At 59.3% G+C, this 15,357-nt stretch carries 19 protein-coding genes; 10 read left to right on the forward strand and 9 right to left on the reverse strand.

Annotated features, from left to right (window positions below; all coding sequences use genetic code 11):
* The first annotated feature begins 35 nt into the window (after positions 1-35).
* The 3 genes from HFO71_RS25080 to derI are packed head-to-tail and all read left to right on the forward strand — an operon-like array spanning position 36 to position 2,046.
* On the forward strand, positions 36-812 hold the full coding sequence (locus tag HFO71_RS25080; RefSeq protein WP_168259318.1) for a DeoR/GlpR family DNA-binding transcription regulator: 777 nt from the start codon (positions 36-38) through the stop codon (positions 810-812).
* Positions 809-1,579 (forward strand): triose-phosphate isomerase, encoded by a 771-nt coding sequence (locus HFO71_RS25085; protein WP_131641157.1) that lies wholly within the window; start codon positions 809-811, stop codon positions 1,577-1,579. Before HFO71_RS25080 ends, HFO71_RS25085 begins: the two co-directional genes overlap by 4 nt.
* Positions 1,580-1,590: 11 nt before the next feature.
* A complete protein-coding gene (derI, locus tag HFO71_RS25090) occupies positions 1,591-2,046 on the forward strand; it encodes a D-erythrulose-4-phosphate isomerase (protein ID WP_003562478.1) in 456 nt (151 codons plus the stop codon).
* Positions 2,047-2,148: 102 nt separating this feature from the next.
* Here the strand turns inward: derI and HFO71_RS25095 are convergent, their stop codons facing one another.
* Entirely contained in the window at positions 2,149-2,331 is a 183-nt protein-coding gene (locus HFO71_RS25095; protein WP_131641156.1) for a hypothetical protein, read from the reverse strand.
* Between the two features lie 197 nt (positions 2,332-2,528).
* Here HFO71_RS25095 and ku (HFO71_RS25100) point away from each other — a divergent pair, with 197 nt between their 5' ends.
* The 3 genes from ku (HFO71_RS25100) to ligD are packed head-to-tail and all read left to right on the forward strand — an operon-like array spanning position 2,529 to position 5,311.
* Positions 2,529-3,428, forward strand: a complete 900-nt coding sequence (ku, locus tag HFO71_RS25100) for a non-homologous end joining protein Ku (protein ID WP_077980709.1) — start codon at positions 2,529-2,531, stop codon at positions 3,426-3,428.
* 12 nt (positions 3,429-3,440) lie between these two features.
* Positions 3,441-4,259, forward strand: a complete 819-nt coding sequence (gene ku / locus HFO71_RS25105; protein ID WP_221984954.1) for a non-homologous end joining protein Ku — start codon at positions 3,441-3,443, stop codon at positions 4,257-4,259.
* Between the two features lie 8 nt (positions 4,260-4,267).
* The gene (gene ligD / locus HFO71_RS25110; RefSeq protein WP_221988557.1) at positions 4,268-5,311 is read left to right on the forward strand and encodes a non-homologous end-joining DNA ligase; all 1,044 of its coding nucleotides are present in this window, start codon (positions 4,268-4,270) and stop codon (positions 5,309-5,311) included.
* A 31-nt stretch (positions 5,312-5,342) separates the two neighbouring features.
* Here the strand turns inward: ligD and HFO71_RS25115 are convergent, their stop codons facing one another.
* The 6 genes from HFO71_RS25115 to HFO71_RS25140 are packed head-to-tail and all read right to left on the reverse strand — an operon-like array spanning position 5,343 to position 10,375.
* A complete protein-coding gene (locus tag HFO71_RS25115) occupies positions 5,343-5,639 on the reverse strand; it encodes a YciI family protein (protein WP_131641152.1) in 297 nt (98 codons plus the stop codon).
* A complete protein-coding gene (locus HFO71_RS25120) occupies positions 5,636-6,484 on the reverse strand; it encodes a dioxygenase family protein (RefSeq protein WP_221988559.1) in 849 nt (282 codons plus the stop codon). Before HFO71_RS25120 ends, HFO71_RS25115 begins: the two co-directional genes overlap by 4 nt.
* A gap of 20 nt (positions 6,485-6,504) precedes the next feature.
* Positions 6,505-7,563 carry a maleylacetate reductase gene (locus HFO71_RS25125; RefSeq protein WP_077980704.1) on the reverse strand — a complete coding sequence of 353 codons (1,059 nt, stop codon included), beginning with the start codon at positions 7,561-7,563 and terminating at the stop codon, positions 6,505-6,507.
* A gap of 1 nt (position 7,564) precedes the next feature.
* On the reverse strand, positions 7,565-8,545 hold the full coding sequence (gene tsdA, locus HFO71_RS25130; RefSeq protein WP_132611508.1) for a gamma-resorcylate decarboxylase: 981 nt from the start codon (positions 8,543-8,545) through the stop codon (positions 7,565-7,567).
* Between the two features lie 47 nt (positions 8,546-8,592).
* Complete coding sequence (locus HFO71_RS25135; RefSeq protein ID WP_131663492.1) at positions 8,593-9,825, reverse strand: flavin-dependent monooxygenase; 1,233 nt, start codon at positions 9,823-9,825, stop codon at positions 8,593-8,595.
* Positions 9,826-9,835: 10 nt separating this feature from the next.
* Entirely contained in the window at positions 9,836-10,375 is a 540-nt protein-coding gene (locus tag HFO71_RS25140; protein ID WP_077980701.1) for a flavin reductase family protein, read from the reverse strand.
* 201 nt (positions 10,376-10,576) lie between these two features.
* Here HFO71_RS25140 and HFO71_RS25145 point away from each other — a divergent pair, with 201 nt between their 5' ends.
* From HFO71_RS25145 to HFO71_RS25160, 4 genes are all read left to right on the forward strand, one after another.
* Positions 10,577-11,029 (forward strand): MarR family winged helix-turn-helix transcriptional regulator, encoded by a 453-nt coding sequence (locus tag HFO71_RS25145; protein WP_077980700.1) that lies wholly within the window; start codon positions 10,577-10,579, stop codon positions 11,027-11,029.
* A gap of 182 nt (positions 11,030-11,211) precedes the next feature.
* Positions 11,212-12,513, forward strand: coding sequence for an MFS transporter (locus HFO71_RS25150; RefSeq protein WP_221988560.1), 1,302 nt, complete (start codon positions 11,212-11,214; stop codon positions 12,511-12,513).
* A gap of 177 nt (positions 12,514-12,690) precedes the next feature.
* Positions 12,691-12,924: a BrnA antitoxin family protein gene (locus HFO71_RS25155; RefSeq protein WP_077980698.1), complete on the forward strand. Its 234-nt coding sequence runs from the start codon at positions 12,691-12,693 to the stop codon at positions 12,922-12,924.
* 40 nt (positions 12,925-12,964) lie between these two features.
* Entirely contained in the window at positions 12,965-13,360 is a 396-nt protein-coding gene (locus HFO71_RS25160; protein WP_131661231.1) for a hypothetical protein, read from the forward strand.
* A gap of 95 nt (positions 13,361-13,455) precedes the next feature.
* Here HFO71_RS25160 and HFO71_RS25165 read toward each other — a convergent pair whose 3' ends face one another.
* A complete protein-coding gene (locus HFO71_RS25165; RefSeq protein ID WP_077980696.1) occupies positions 13,456-14,355 on the reverse strand; it encodes a carbohydrate ABC transporter permease in 900 nt (299 codons plus the stop codon).
* A gap of 40 nt (positions 14,356-14,395) precedes the next feature.
* The gene (locus HFO71_RS25170) at positions 14,396-15,328 is read right to left on the reverse strand and encodes a carbohydrate ABC transporter permease (protein ID WP_017956497.1); all 933 of its coding nucleotides are present in this window, start codon (positions 15,326-15,328) and stop codon (positions 14,396-14,398) included.
* Positions 15,329-15,357: the final 29 nt, after the last annotated feature.

Genomic DNA, 15,357 nt, shown 5'->3' on the forward strand with positions numbered 1-15,357 from the left:
CGTTATCTTAACATCAAACGAGGGTGGAGATCGGGATGAGGCGGGAAGAGCGGCAGCAGTTGATCGTCAACCTGCTCGTCGAAAACAAGACCGTCGATCTCGACGACCTTGCCGATCGCTTCACCGTGTCAAAGATGACGATCCATCGCGATCTCGACGATCTCGAGCAGGCCGGCGTCCTGCGCAAGGTTCGCGGCGGCGCGACCATTGACGCCGGAACGCAGTTCGAAAGCGACTTCCGCATTCGCGAACGCCAGGGCAACGAGGCCAAGCTGGCTATGGCCGAGACCGCGCTGGAACTGGTCGAGCCGGGTATGACGGTGATGGTAAACGACGGCTCGATGGCGGCCGTGCTCGGCGAAATGCTGCTGCAGAAGCGGCCGTTGACCTTGATCACCAACAACGCGGCGATCATGGAGCGGCTGAAAGGCGAAACCGGCATCACGCTGATCGCGCTCGGCGGGATCTACTCGGCCAAATTCAACGCCTATCTCGGCGTCGTCACCGAGGAGGCACTGTCGCGCCTGAGAGCCGACATCGCCTTCATTTCGACGCCCGCCGTCAGCGGCGGGCTCGCCTATCACATGGACGATAACGTCGTGCGCGCCAAACGGGCGATGATCGCGTCGTCGACCAGGACCTGCCTTCTGGTCAACCATCAGCGCATCGGCCACACTGCCCTGCATGTCATGGCGGACCTGGCCGATTTCGACGCTGTTATCACCGACAGCGCACCGAATGCCGCTGTCCTCGAGGAATTCGAGCAGGCGGGCATTACGCTCACCATCGCATCAACGCAGGATCCGACATGACCGAAAAGCCGCGCTTCTGGATTGGCACCAGCTGGAAGATGAATAAGACGCTTGCTGAAGCCGAGCATTTCGCCCGCGGCCTCGAAGCTGCCGATGCCGCGCGTGACCCGCGTATCCAGCGCTTTGTGATTCCGCCCTTCACAGCGGTGCGCGAGGTCAAGTCGCTGCTTGCCAAGACCTCGGTGAAGGTCGGCGCCCAGAACATGCATTGGGCCAATCAGGGTGCCTGGACCGGCGAAGTCTCGCCGGTGATGCTGAAGGACTGCAATCTTGATCTCGTCGAGCTCGGTCATTCCGAACGGCGCGAACATTTTGCAGAGACCGACGAGACAGTGGGTCTGAAGACCGAAGCAGCCGTTCGCCACTGCCTAATTCCGCTGATCTGCATTGGCGAGACGCTTTCCGACCGCGAAAGCGGAAAGGCCGCCGATATCCTCGCGATCCAGGTGCGCGGGGCGCTTTCGAAACTTTCCGGCGCCCAGAAAAGCGCCGAAATCCTGCTCGCCTACGAGCCGGTCTGGGCGATCGGCGAGAAGGGCATCCCGGCGACCGCGGAATATGCGGATGCACGCCAGTCTGAAATCATAGCCGTCGCCGAAACTGTGCTGGGCCGGAAGATCCCCTGCCTTTATGGGGGGTCGGTCAACCCGCAGAACTGCGAAGAACTGATCTCGAGCCCGCATATCGACGGGCTCTTCATTGGCCGTTCGGCCTGGAATGTCGAAGGTTACCTCGACATCCTGGCCAGATGTGCCGCCAAACTCTGAGGAGAAAGACAATGAAACTTGCCATTGCAGGAGACAGCGCCGGCGAAGGCCTCGCCAAGGTTCTGGCCGACCATCTGAAGGACCGCTTCGACGTCTACGAAGTCTCGCGTACCAGCGCCGGCGCTGATCCTTTCTATGCCAACCTCTCGGATCGCGTTGCCTCAGGCGTCATCGACGGCACCTACGACAAGGCGATCCTCGTTTGCGGCACCGGCATCGGCGTCTGCATCTCGGCCAACAAGGTTCCGGGCATCCGTGCTGCCCTGACGCACGACACCTATTCTGCCGAGCGTGCAGCACTTTCCAACAATGCGCAGATCATCACCATGGGAGCCCGCGTCATCGGAACCGAGCTTGCAAAGTCGATCGCTGACGCATTTCTTGCCCAGACCTTCGACGAGAACGGCCGCTCTGCCGGTAACGTCAAGGCCATGGATGATCTCGACGCAAAGTACAGCGCCCGCTGATCCTGCCGCGACCAAGAAACGGCTTGTCGGCGGCAGGACGACCCGCATCGGCTGTCTGGCCGAAGAGACCGATGCGGGAGATCGATGCGGTTGGCGATCTCGTCAATGTTTGAGGTTGCAATCGCCTCGGTCGCCCTCGCCGGCCTTTGCTTTCGTCTTGGCCGTTTGGCGGCGATCGGCAGCTAGCGAGCGACCGACGTCATCACTCTCCTTAAACTGTCCCTGCTTATTACGGCGGACATAGCGTTTGTCGGTGCCGGTATCGATCAGTTCGCGCTTGGTCATGTCATCTATTCCTGTGGTTGCCGTCTTCTTGCGACGCACGCCGTGACAAAAAGATGCATCGAATCAAGAACATCTCCGGACTCGGAATACGGGAGGCTGTCGTACGTTAAGTCATTGAAATTAGATTCGTTTCGCGGCGGAACAATCAGCCGGGTGATTGAGTTGACTCGCGTTGGTTGTGTGAGGGAGTCGCGCAGATGGTTGCCCCGCGGGCGAATTGGAAAGGCTACATCAAGTTTGGAGAAGTTGCGTTTCCCGTCGCGCTCTACACGGCCGCATCCTCGTCCGAACGGATCGCGTTCAACACCCTTAACCGAAAGACTGGCAATCGGGTTCGGCGTGAGTTCGTCGACAGCGAAACCGGCGATCCCGTCGAGCGCGAGGATCAGGTCAAAGGTTTCGAGATCGAGGACGGGCGATATGTCGTCCTTGAACCCGACGAAGTCGCGGCCGCGATTCCGAACAGCGATAAGACACTTACCGTCGAGGCGTTCATTCCCTGCGATGAAGTGGATGATGTCTATTTCGACAAGCCCTACTACCTTGCTCCCGACAAATTAGGCGGAGACGCCTATAAGCTGCTGCGCGACGGCATGAAAAAGGCCAAGGTTGCTGCAATTGCTCGTACGGTCTTGTTCCGGCGTCTGCGTACCGTTCTCATTCGGCCGCACGGCAACGGTTTGGTCGGCTCCACCTTGAACTATGACTATGAGGTCCGTTCGTCGCAGAAGGCTTTCGAGGAAATGCCGGACCTGAAGATCGAAGGCGAGATGCTGGAACTTGCCAAGCACATCATCAATACCAAGAAAGGTGAATTTGATCCGAAGCAGTTCGATGATCGCTATGAGGAGGCCGTCGCCGAGCTGGTGAAGGCCAAGATAGAGGGCCGTACGCTGCCGAAGAAGAAGGCGCCTCCCGCATCAAAGCCGAGCGACTTGCTTCAGGCGCTGCGTGAAAGTGCCGGAGTGCCCGCGCCCGCCAAGAACAAGCGCACCGCAGCTAACGCAAATGCCGGAAAAGCGCGCCAGAAGGCAGCGCGTGCTACATCGGCGAAGTCGCGTGGCACCGGCGCCGCTCAACACCGCCGCGCCAGCTGATCGGAGGATGCAATGGCCCTTCGTCCCCACTGGAAAGGCTATCTCAAGCTCTCGCTTGTCACCTGCCCCGTGCAGATGATGCCCGCGACCTCGGAAAACGAGAAGGTCCGCTTCCACACCTTGAACCGAGAGACGCAGAACCGCGTCGTCAGCCATTATGTGGATTCCGTCACCGGCAAGGAGGTGAAGGATGAGGACGAGGTCAAGGGTTATCAACGCGGCGAGAACGAGTATGTCATTCTGGAAGACGAGGAACTCGAAAGTATCGCGCTCGACAGTACCAAAACAATCGACATCGAAGTTTTCGCACCGCGCGACGGCGTCGACTGGATTTGGCTCGATACGCCCTACTATCTTTCTCCGGACGATCCGGTCGGCCAGGAGGCGTTTTCAGTCATTCGCGACGCCATGGCCGCCGAGAATATGGTCGGCATATCGAGACTGGTGATCTCGAGACGGGAACGCGCCGTCATGTTGGAGCCACGCGGCATGGGCATCGTACTTTGGACGCTGCGTTATGGGGATGAGGTGCGCGATGCAGAGACCTATTTCGAGAGAGTCGATGACCAGCCTGCCGACAGCGAAATGATGCCGCTTGTCCAGCAGCTCATCAAAAAGCAGACGCAGCACTGGAGCCCGAAGATGGTTTCCGATCCGGTTCAGGACAAACTCCTCGACATCATCGACGCGAAGAAGAAGCAGATGAAAAAGCCGAGCAGGACAGCGTCCAAGTCCAAGGAAAAACAAGAGCCGGCACCAAGCAATGTCATCAACATCATGGATGCCCTGCGCAAGTCGGTCGAAGCGGAAAACCGCCCGGGGAGGCGCTAGACCTGATCATGACGCGCCCGCGCCGCCCAATTCTGCCCTTGCTCGACGAATCTCACTCAACGCTGCACTCTCGTCCGATCCGCAAGCGCGATCCTGACCAGCCCAGTCTGCCCTTCGATCCAATGCCGTCGCGCATTGAGCCGTGCCTCGCACTGCTGAAGCCGACTGTGCCCGTGGGGCCGGATTGGCTCTATGAGGTGAAATTGGATGGCTATCGATTGGCAATCCATATTGAACCGAAGGGCGTGCGAGTCATTACTCGCGGCGGCCATGACTGGACCCATCGCTTCCCCGCCATCGCTGCGGCAGCAAAAGAGCTTGGGGTGACGACCGCCATTCTCGATGGCGAGGCCGTTGTACTCGATGATCACGGCCGATCGGATTTTGGCGCCCTGCAACGTTCTCTCGGCGGGCGGGGCGGCAAGCGGGTGTCGACCGAGTCAATCCTCGTTGCCTTCGACCTTCTCTATCTCGATGGACACGATCTGACCGGCACCGAGCTTGACGTACGCCGGCACCTGCTTGAAGACCTGATACCGGAAGGCGATGATCAGACGATCCGCATCTCCGAAGAGATAGAGCTGCCGGCCGAAGACCTCCTCGAGCACGCCTGCCATCGTCATCTGGAAGGCATCGTTGCCAAGCACCGCGACCGGCCCTACCGCAGCGGTCGCACGGGCGATTGGCTGAAAATCAAATGCGTCCAGAGCGAGAGCTTCATGATCGTCGGTTATGAGCAGTCGGCATCCGCCCGCGGCGGCATCGGCAGGCTGCTGCTGGCCGGCAGACAAGGGCTCGACTGGATTTACGTTGGGTCGGTCGGAACCGGTTTCGGTGCCAGAGATGCTGAATACCTGAAAAAGACGTTGGACCGGTTGAAGACGAGCCGGCCTGCCGTTCCCCTGAAGGGCAAGCGTCTTGTCCTCGTGCAGCCGACGCTGATCGCCGAGATCGAGTTTCGCGGCTGGACGGATGACGGCAATCTCCGCCATGCCTCCTACAAGGGGCTGCGCGAGGTTCAGGACAACGCCGCCGTCTTCGATATGAGCTAAAATCATCCTTGCTCTAAGGTCAAAACGCCGATCAGAGGTTCTCGAGAAGAAGCCCAAAACTGGGCCGCCATTCGAATATATCGACGCTCGCGTAAATGCCGGAGCGGACGAAGGGGTCTCCTGCGCTGAACGCCCCGAACTCGGCGAGCGTTTCGACTTGCGCGATCACGATTGCGGTGGAACCCTTGCCCTCCGACGGCGGTGCAGAAGGTCCGGACAGCAGGATGCGGATCGGCGCGCCATGCAGATAGGCCTTGTGCTCATCGAGCAATCGCGAGCGTTCGGCAGCCTTGCAGGGGTCGGATACCGCGTAGCGGGCGACGATCATTGTCTATTCTCCACCGGCGTCAGCACGAAGTCGAAATCGGAGCGCCAGACCGTCGGGTGATCGACACGCTCGAAAGGCGCGACCAGGCTGTTTTTAACGCCAAACACCGTATCGGATTCCAGATAAGGATCGTCGCCGACAAACGTGTGGGTGACGAGCTTCTGATAACCTGAAGCCGTAATCAGGTAATGGGTATGGGCTGGACGGTAGGGATGGCGGCCGAGGGACGCCAACATCTGGCCGACCGGGCCGTCATCCGGGATCGGATAGGAAACCGGCTTTATGCCAACGAAGCTATAGACGCCATCTGCGCCGGTGACGAAAATGCCACGGTTGTTCCACTTCGGCTGGATATCCGGCTGCTGGACGTCGTAGAAGCCATCGGAATTATCCGACCATACATCGATCCGGGCTCCCTCGACCGGATTGCCGTCAAGATCCAGCACCCGGCCGATGAAGAGACAACTCTCGCCCTTGCCGTCGAGCGAGATCTTTTCACCCATCTGCCGTACGGGCGCCCCTTCGACATGGAATGGTCCAAACACCGTATTTTCCGTGGCGCCTGGCGGATGCCGATTGTTGATCGCATCCACCAACATCGACAAACCCAACGTATCGCTGAGCAGGATGAACTCCTGTCGCTCATCATGACAGAGATGGCCGGTACGGGTCAGGAAGTGTATTGCCAGCTCCCATTCCTCCTGGGTCAGGCTGATATCCTTGGCAAAGGCATGCAGGTGCTTGACGAGCGACTCCATGACTTCGGCAAGGCGCGGATCAACGCCCTGCCCCATCCGCGAGTTGACGGCTTCCACGGATCTCTCTTCGGTGAAATATTCAGTCACGTCGCCATCCTCCTAAAGCATTAACGCGGCCGCGCGCCCTCCCAGGCGCTCTGCAACAAAGCCCGGATCGCTTTCCGTTCGATCGGGCGCGGGTTCCAGTAGGGATTCCGGGCGGCGAGTTCCGCCGCATGATCCAGATCGGCTTCCTTCATACCCAGATCCCGCAGCGCCATGGGCGCGCCGATCGAAGCGGCAAAATCATAAAGACCGCCGCCCAGCGAGCCGCCAAAAAGATCGGCAGCGGGCTTTAGCGCATCCGTCGCGGCTGCGGCATTGTAGGCAGAAGAATGGGGAAGAATGACCGCATGGGTTTCGGCATGCGGCAGGTCGAAGCTACCGCCCAGCGTATGGCAAAGCTTGTGATGCAGGGCCATGCCAACCGCTCCGAGCACCGTGCCGCACAGCCAGGAACCGTACAGCGCTTCGCTTCGCGGCTCGATGTCCCCAGGTGCATTGACGATTTGAGGCAAAGCCTGCTTCAGCGCGCGCAAGCCCTCGACCGCCATCATCGACGAAATGGGGTTGCGATCCTGCGCGTAGAGACCTTCGACCGCATGCGCCATCGCATTGAGCCCGCTGCTGACGCTGATGTTGACCGGCAATCCCAGTGTCAATTCAGGATCGTAGATCACCACTTCAGGCAGGATGCCGGCCCCGCGGACCGTCGTCTTCTGCCCGTTCTCTGTCTGACCGAGGATTGGTGTTACCTCCGACCCCGCATAGGTCGTCGCCACCACGATTTGCAGCGCGTCGTTGCGATAGGCGATTGCCTTGCCGAGACCGATCGTCGATCCGCCGCCGATCGCGACGACGCAATCGGCACCGGCTGCGTTATAGGCCGCCATCGCGCGCTCGGTCACATCGACCGGCGTATGCATCGTCGCATCGTGGAATAGTCCAGCCGCAAGCGGGCCGAGGGAAGCGGCGATCCGTTCAGCCTCCGCTTTCTGGTGCGGGGTCGAAAGGATCAGGGCGCGTTTGCCGCCCTGCCCTGCAATCGCCTCGGCGAGACGGTTCAACGAGCCGCTCCCGAATATCACCTGGGCCGCGCTGGCCGTGTATCTGAAAGGTACAACCATGCTATCGATCGAGTTTGAAGAGTGAAACCGCGTTGGTGCGACCGATCTTCAGACGGTCGGCTTCGGAGATGGTCGTGCTGTCGAACCAGTTTGCAGCATGGTCGACGTTCTCGAATGGCCAATCTGTCGAGAACAGAATTCGGTCCGCGCCGATTTCCAGCATAGCATCGATAAGCGATTGGGTGCGGAAGTTCCCCGACGTCGTGATGTAGAAATTTTCGTTGAAATAATCAGCAATCGGGCGTTTGGCCGGATAGCTCTTTTCCACCTTGACCCACGCATTCCGGTTGTCGATGCGCCACATCATGTATGGCAGTCCCTCGCCCATGTGGCCAACGATGATCCGCAAGGCCGGATGTTCATCAAACAGGCCGGACCCCATCAGGCGCAGCGCATGAACAGCGGTCTCCTGCGCGAACGCCCAGGTCGGCCCCATCAGCCAGGAATGGCCGGCATAGATCCGGCTATCCTGCGGCAGCGGGTTGCGCGGATGCAGATAGAAAGGAACGTTGAGCTTTTCGACTTCGGCCCAGAACGGGCGGTATTGCGGCAGGTCGTAGTAGAGCGGCGTCGTTCCGTCGCCTTCCTGCGAGAAGCCATTGACTAGCGCGCCGACAAAACCCAGCGTCGTCATGCAGCGCTGCAATTCCTGCGCTGCGGCATCCGGATCCTGCAGGGGCAATGCTGCAAATCCCAGAAAACGGTTCGGGTTCTTGACGCATTGCTCCGCCAGGAAGTCGTTGGCGCGTCGGGAAATCTCCAGCGCCTTTGCCTTGTCCGGGATCGCCTGCACGGCCGGAGCGTTCAGCGACAGGATCATCTTCTCGATGCCGTGGGCATCCATCAGCCGCAAACGCTTTTCCTGGATATCTAGGAGACGGGCGGATAGTTCCGTCCAGTAGTCGCCCGGCACGAATCCGGCAGAATCCTGCAGCGTCTCGGGAATGGCGAAATGTTCTTCAAGCGCGATCTTGCCTTGCACGATATGTTCTCTTTCCTGTCTTAAATCGAAATGCTGAGGATGGCGGATCAGAATTGTCCCTTGGGCGGAAGACCGAGCAGTTGCTGGCCGGCCATGGTGCCGACGGCATCCCAGTTCATGGAAATGTGGCGCCCGACGGCATTTGCATCGCGCCACGCCCGCTGGACGGGGTTGGACATCTGGAGGCCGAGGCCGCCTGTCGATGCATTGAGTGCTTCGACCGCCCGAAGGGCCAGGCTGACCGCAAAGGACTGGCTGCGGCGGGCAAGAATCCGATCTTCCTCGGTGATCTCGCCGGTGCCATCCTCGCGGGCCTGGGCCAGTTGCTGCGCCCGGGCAATATCGCGCAGAATGATTTCGCGGGCGGCATCCACCGATGCGGAGGCTTCCGCCACGCGAAGCTGGATCGTCGGAAACTCCGCGATCTTGTTGTTGCCACCGGCCACTGCACCACGTGTCACACGGGTCCCGATCTGGTCGATATAGCTATCCAGTGCGCCCTTGGCCGCACCGACGGCGGCGCTGCCGAGGCAGAACGGAACTCCCATGAGGAGCGGAATGTTGAAAAGCCCGATACCCTTGTAGCCACGTCCGCCCGGCGTTCTGCCGGAGGTCGCATCCGGAAAGCTCAATATGCGGTATTCGGGAACGAAGACATCCTTAAGGATCAGGCTTTTTGAGCCGGTGCCTGCGAGGCCGACGACGTCCCAGGTCTCGGCGATGGTATAGTCGCTGGCGGGAACCAGAAGAAACGCCGGTACAGGACGCTCCCCCTCGCCGTTTGGCGGAATGATCGCCGCACAGAGCGCCCATTGGGCATTTTCGCATCCGCTCGCAAAGGCCCAATCGCCGGATAGCCGGAAACCACCCTCGACGCGTTCCGCCATGCGGACCGGCGCGTAGGAACCGCAGAGCAGCGCATCCGGATTGCTGCCCCACACGTCCTGCTGAACCCTTTCATCGAACATGGCAAGCAGCCATTGATGCGCGGAAAGGAGGCCGGCAACCCAGCCGGTGGAGGCGCAGGCCGACGATAGCTCGATATTTGCATCGACAAGCTCGGCAAAGGATCCTTCGTCGCCGCCGAAACGGGCCGGCTTGACGACATCGAAATAGCCGGCGGAGCGCAGCAGATCGATAGAGCGGACCGGCACACGGCCGGATTTTTCCGTATCGCGCGCGCCGGCACGGATTTCGTCCAGCACCGGGGCGATGCGATCTGCAAGACATGCGGTCTTGACCCGCGCCGAGGCGGGAAACAGGGCGGCTGTATTGTTCATGGGACTACCTTCAGTTCTGGGATGCAGGAAGCGCGTGCTGCGGCGCGCAATATTTCGAATTTTCGTACATCAGCGCGATCGTGTTTTCGGAATGGCGTGTATCCACCACCTGCCCGATGAAGATCGTGTGCGTTCCATAGGGAACTGCGCCCATGCGGCGGCAGACAACCGAGGCATGAGCGGTGTTCAGCACCATCATGCCGCGCTCATGGCGAACCCAATCGGCAGCGTCGAACCGACGCTCAGGCGCGATCTTGCCGCTGAAACCTTCCGATACGGCTGCCTGCCTGTCGGTCAGAATGCTGACTGCGAATTCCGGCACCTCAAGCAGCATGTCATGCAGGTAGGTGCGATTGTTCAGGCAGATGATGAGAGATGGCGGATCCATCGAAAGTGATGTGACGGCGGTCGCCGTCATTCCATGATCCGCGCCGTTGCGACAAGCAGAAATGACTGTCACCGTCGCCGGGAAACGGCGCATGGTCGATCGAAACGCATCGCTGATCGGTGCGGGGTCCGGCGCTATGCCGAGGGCAGCAGTGGCAGACATGATTTCCTCCCGTGTCTCCTCGGCATCTAGATTATTGCATTTGCAACTATTGTCAATGCAAGTTTATAAATTGAGCGGGAAAATGCTGGCCTTACTCGACCTTTCTCGACGGCTGAAAGCCAATCGTGTTGTCTTTCCGGTCATTTAGGTGCATGTCGGAGAGAGCCCTCAGCAAGCGAAATCCCGCCAGCAGACAGAGACATGTACAAACTTACCGATTCCGTTCCTTATCTTCTCAATCGCGCCGGCGTGCGGATAGCCGAGGTATTCGCGCAGAGAATCGCCGAAGACAATCTCAGCGTGGCGATGTACCGCGTTCTGGCCATGCTCAAGGAGCGCCGGGAGAGCACCCTTGGAGATCTCGCCGACGTCGTCTCCGTCGAGATTTCGACGCTGTCGCGCCTCGTCGGCACACTGACCAAGCGGAAGCTGGTGTCGAGAACACGTCCGGAAGATAATGGCCGTATCGTCATCGTAAGGCTGACCCCGCAGGGCGAGGCGCTGACCGAAAGGCTCATGCCGCTTGCCGTCGAGCTTGAACGCACCGCGGTTCAGGACATGTCGGACGAGGAGGTCGCAGCACTGAAGAAGGCGCTGCGCCGCATGCACAGCAACCTGCCGGCAATGTCCGGAAAGGGAAAAGTTGCGAGCTGAAAAGTTTGCAGTTGCAAATATTTTATTCGCAAGTATTTAATAGCGTGTCATCGTTGTCTTGACATAGCCCGTTTGCGGGTGAGTCTGGCGCTGGGAGGAACCACGCCGGCAACGATCCAGGAGGATTTGTACACGGATCGACGCGGACCTGCCGCTGGCAGGAGCGTACTTCCTGTACGCAAATGTATGGGGAGGGAACATTGGCCATACAAGATCTCGCTATTATCAACGAACGCGTTCGCAGCCCGAATATCATCATCGCCCTTTGCGGTCTGCTGATCCTGTTCGACGGCTATGACCTGATCGTTTACGGCGCAGTCGCGCCGGCTTTGCTCGGTGAAGCCAGTTGGGGCCTGACGCCGGGCATGGTCGGACGGGCTGCCTCCATCACCCTATTCGGTATGCTGCTGGGCGCTCTCGTTGCCGGAACACTTGCTGACAGGATAGGTCGTCGCAAGGTCATCATCGGCAGTCTGCTGAGCTTTTCCGTGATGATGATCGGCAGCGGTCTTGCGCCGAACTTTATCGCTTTCGAGGGAACACGTTTTCTCGCCGGCCTGGGCCTTGGAGCTCTTTTTCCGACGGTAACCGCTCTAATCATCGAGTTTTCTCCGCCGAAACGGAAGGCAATGGCCTATTCGATTGCTCTTCTGGGTTACCTGGCCGGCGGCATCATCTCGGGTATCCTCGGAATGCTGCTGATACAGAAATACGGATGGCGTCCACTGATGATTATCGGCGGTGCACCGATCCTGCTTCTGCCTTTCTTCATCCGTCTCATCCCCGAGTCCCCCGAATGGCTGGCAACGAAGAACCGCCAGACCGAAGCGAACCAGATTGCAAACCAGTACGGGCTGCCCAATCCTATAGCCAGGCCTGCTGCGTTTCGACAAGTGGGCATCCGGTCGCTGTTTTCCGAAGGTCGCCTGCTGCCGACATTGAACGCATGGGGCATTCACTTCTGTTCGCTTCTGCTCACATTCGGCATGGTCAACTGGCTTCCGACCATCATGAACAAGATGGGCTATGACCTCGGTTCTGCCCTCCTCTTCTCCGTAACGCTCAATCTCGGAGCGGCCGTCGGCCTCCTGATCGGCGCAAGGATTGCCGACCGCGGAAATGTCAAAATAGTCGTGGCTGGGATGTTTCTTCTCGGTGCCTGCTCGATCTGGTTGCTGACGCAGGTGGATCAGGGCCTCCAGGTTTATGGTCTCGTCGCACTTGCCGGTACGGGAACGATCGGTACGCAGATCCTCGCCAACGTTCTCGTTGGAAACCTCTATCCGGTCGAGATCCGCGGAACCGGCCTTGGTTTCTCGCTCGGCATCGGCCGTATCGGAGGCATGATAGGACCGGCCATCGGCGGTGCGGTTCTGGGTGCAGGCCTGGCTCCGCAGTGGAACTTCTACATCTTTGCATCCGTCGGAGTCTTGGGATGCGTCCTCGCACTCATGACATTGCTGTATCGCAAAAAGGCTGATTGACGCCCAGATTGTCGGCAGGTCTGGCATCCAGAACCTGCCGGCAATGGCTCCCGCAGACCGGCGGTCGAGCAGGTCGGCTAGATCGCCCTGATGAAACGAGCTAAATAGTCGACGAAGCAGCCGAGATCCCGTATGCCGCTCATATGTCGATCCGACAGGCAATAGAAAGTCATAACGATGGCAAACTCGCCCCGCAGACCTGTCAATCCAATGGATGCTGCCGAAGCGTTGTTCAATCCCGCGAAGAAGAAGCCGAAACAAGCTGTTGAGCGGCCGGCGCTGCCGAATACAAAGGAGCTTGTTTCGCTCAAGATCGACAGTGATGTGCTTGCCTATTTCCAGGAAGATGGCCCTGGCTGGCAGGATCGGATCAACGACATTTTGCGCGCCGCGATGAAGAACAGGCTCTGACCCTGTTGCACCATCTTGTCCGCCACGGGTGGTCGTTGTGATGCCGAATGCACTGCACCGGCTTCTCCGCAGCGGCCTTGTCCATGTTCTCTTCGCCTCTTTGGTAATGGGCAGCTGGGCGGTCTTCGCCAATCGGGCGCACGCCATGCCATTGCCGCTCTATGCCGGGCTTGTGCAGGGTACGATATCCGCCTGCCTGACGCTTTTCCTGAAATCTGTGATTGACTGGCTTTCCAAGCGCTTCGTCGGATCGGTACGATTTTGGGCGCCGCCTCTCATTGCTTGTCTCGGCTCAGCCAGCATTCTCGTGGCAATCCATGCGGCGACCGGCACACCGGAAATACTCAAGACCATCGCATTTCCGCTGCTCGTATCGACGAGCTACGCGACAGTTTACAATTATTCGATCTCGGCAAGACGAGGTTTCGATACATGATGGGAAGGCACGTGATCCCATTTTCGCGGACACGCCTCCTGCAATAACAAGCAGTCGCATGCTGCAGGAAGCAAGGGCGTGTCCGGGGTAGAATGTCACTCCTTCACCGCCCCGGTCATCGATGAGACGTAGTAGTCCACGAAGAACGAGTAGAGGATGACCACCGGAAGCGAGCCGAACAATGCGCCCGCCATCAGTGCCCCCCATTCGAAGACGTCGCCGCGCACCAGTTCGGTCAGTACGCCCACAGGAATGGTTTTGTTTTCCGACGACTGGATGAAAGTCAGCGCATAGATGAATTCGTTCCAGGACAGCGTGAAGGCGAAAATGCCAGCTGAAATCAGCCCGGGTACTGCGAGCGGCAGAATGATCTTGGTGAGAATCTGCCACCTGTTGGCGCCGTCCACCAGCGCGCTTTCCTCCAGCTCGAATGGAATCGAGCGGAAATAGCCCATCAGCAGCCAGGTGCAGAAGGGAATGAGGAAGGTCGGATAGGTGAAGATCAGCGCCAGCCGCGAGTCATAGATCCCGAGCTTGAAGACGATGAAGGCAAGCGGGATGAAGAGGATCGACGGCGGCACGAGATAGGCGAGGAAAATGACGAGGCCGACCGAACGCGAGCCGGTGAAGCGGACGCGCTCGATCGCATAGGCGCCGAAGACTGACGCCACCAACGAGAGGAAGGTGGAGCAGACCGCCACCAGCATCGTGTTCCACAGCCAGCCCGGATAGGATGTCTCAAAGAACAGGTATTTGATGTGATCGAGCGTCGCCCCCACGACCCAAAAGGGGCTGTAGTTGTTATAGTCGGTCAGCTGATCGTTCGGCTTCACCGCGGTGATCGCCATCCAGTAGAACGGGAAGAGCAGCACGACGACGAAGACCGCCATCGGCAGGTAGAGCATCACGATCCGCCGCGGCAGGCGGTTCAGATAGCTCATACCTTCGGCATTGTCGGTCACGACCTGATCGGCGGCGTTTGAATTTATCGACATCGTCACTCTCCCTAACCCCAATTTGGCTCTAACCCTGGCCTTAATCCTGGCCGCCCTGTTGCCATTTGCGCCGTTGCAGCCCGAAGAAGCTGAACATGATGGCGCCGAGCAGGAAGGGCACCATGGCGACCGCGATGGCCGCACCCTCGCCGAGCTGACCGCCTGGAATGCCGCGCTGGAAGGATAGCGTCGCCATCAGATGCGTCGCGTTGACGGGTCCACCCTTGGTCAGCACGTAGATGAGCTGGAAATCCGTAAAGGTGAAGAGCACCGAGAAAGTCATCACCACGGCGATGATCGGCGTCAACATCGGCAGCGTCACATAGCGGAAACGCTGCCAGCTCGTGGCGCCATCGAGCGAGGCGGCCTCCTGCAGCGACGCCGGAATCGTCTGCAGCCCCGCAAGCAGCGAGATCGCCACGAAGGGAATGCCGCGCCAGACATTGGCGACGATGACGGATATGCGCGCATTTATGGGGTCCCCGAGAAAGTTGATCGGCCCGCTGATCAGTCCCAGCTGCATCAGCGACCAGGAGATGATCGAAAATTGGGAATCGTAGATCCACCAGAAGGCCAGGGCCGAAAGCACCGTCGGCACGACCCAGGGAAGCAGCACGATGGCCCGGAAGAAGGATTTGAACGGCAGGTGCTGATTGAGCAGCATCGCCAGCCAGAGGCCGAGCGCGAATTTCAGCACCGAGGCAACGGAGGTATAGAGAATGGTGTTGAAGACCGACAGCCAGAAGACGCCGTCGTCCATCAGGAACTGGTAGTTCTCCAGCCCGATGAAGATGCCGTCGCGGCCGATCCTCGTATCGGTGAAGCCGAGCCAGACGCCGAGCCCCAGCGGATAGGTGAGAAAGCAGACGAGGAACACCGCCGCCGGCAGCATGAACAGGAAGCCGAGCACGTTGTTGTTCTGCAGGAGCGAAGAGATCGGCCCGCGTCTATCCTCCGGATTCACCATCGACATTGCTTATCTCCAGATTACGTTTTGAACTC

This window comes from Rhizobium laguerreae, assembly GCF_019778565.1.
GTDB classification, from domain to species: Bacteria; Pseudomonadota; Alphaproteobacteria; order Rhizobiales; family Rhizobiaceae; genus Rhizobium; species Rhizobium laguerreae.

Bases quoted from the DNA above. Each gene is read 5' to 3' on its own strand.
- HFO71_RS25080 (WP_168259318.1), top strand. From the start codon at position 36: ATGAGGCGGGAAGAGCGGCAGCAGTTGATCGTCAACCTGCTCGTCGAA.
- HFO71_RS25085 (WP_131641157.1), top strand. From the start codon at position 809: ATGACCGAAAAGCCGCGCTTCTGGATTGGCACCAGCTGGAAGATGAAT.
- derI (WP_003562478.1), top strand. From the start codon at position 1,591: ATGAAACTTGCCATTGCAGGAGACAGCGCCGGCGAAGGCCTCGCCAAG.
- HFO71_RS25095 (WP_131641156.1), bottom strand. From the start codon at position 2,331: ATGACCAAGCGCGAACTGATCGATACCGGCACCGACAAACGCTATGTC.
- ku (WP_077980709.1), top strand. From the start codon at position 2,529: ATGGTTGCCCCGCGGGCGAATTGGAAAGGCTACATCAAGTTTGGAGAA.
- ku (WP_221984954.1), top strand. From the start codon at position 3,441: ATGGCCCTTCGTCCCCACTGGAAAGGCTATCTCAAGCTCTCGCTTGTC.
- ligD (WP_221988557.1), top strand. From the start codon at position 4,268: ATGACGCGCCCGCGCCGCCCAATTCTGCCCTTGCTCGACGAATCTCAC.
- HFO71_RS25115 (WP_131641152.1), bottom strand. From the start codon at position 5,639: ATGATCGTCGCCCGCTACGCGGTATCCGACCCCTGCAAGGCTGCCGAA.
- HFO71_RS25125 (WP_077980704.1), bottom strand. From the start codon at position 7,563: ATGGTTGTACCTTTCAGATACACGGCCAGCGCGGCCCAGGTGATATTC.
- HFO71_RS25135 (WP_131663492.1), bottom strand. From the start codon at position 9,825: ATGAACAATACAGCCGCCCTGTTTCCCGCCTCGGCGCGGGTCAAGACC.
- HFO71_RS25140 (WP_077980701.1), bottom strand. From the start codon at position 10,375: ATGTCTGCCACTGCTGCCCTCGGCATAGCGCCGGACCCCGCACCGATC.
- HFO71_RS25145 (WP_077980700.1), top strand. From the start codon at position 10,577: ATGTACAAACTTACCGATTCCGTTCCTTATCTTCTCAATCGCGCCGGC.
- HFO71_RS25150 (WP_221988560.1), top strand. From the start codon at position 11,212: ATGTATGGGGAGGGAACATTGGCCATACAAGATCTCGCTATTATCAAC.
- HFO71_RS25155 (WP_077980698.1), top strand. From the start codon at position 12,691: ATGGCAAACTCGCCCCGCAGACCTGTCAATCCAATGGATGCTGCCGAA.
- HFO71_RS25160 (WP_131661231.1), top strand. From the start codon at position 12,965: ATGCCGAATGCACTGCACCGGCTTCTCCGCAGCGGCCTTGTCCATGTT.
- HFO71_RS25165 (WP_077980696.1), bottom strand. From the start codon at position 14,355: ATGTCGATAAATTCAAACGCCGCCGATCAGGTCGTGACCGACAATGCC.
- HFO71_RS25170 (WP_017956497.1), bottom strand. From the start codon at position 15,328: ATGTCGATGGTGAATCCGGAGGATAGACGCGGGCCGATCTCTTCGCTC.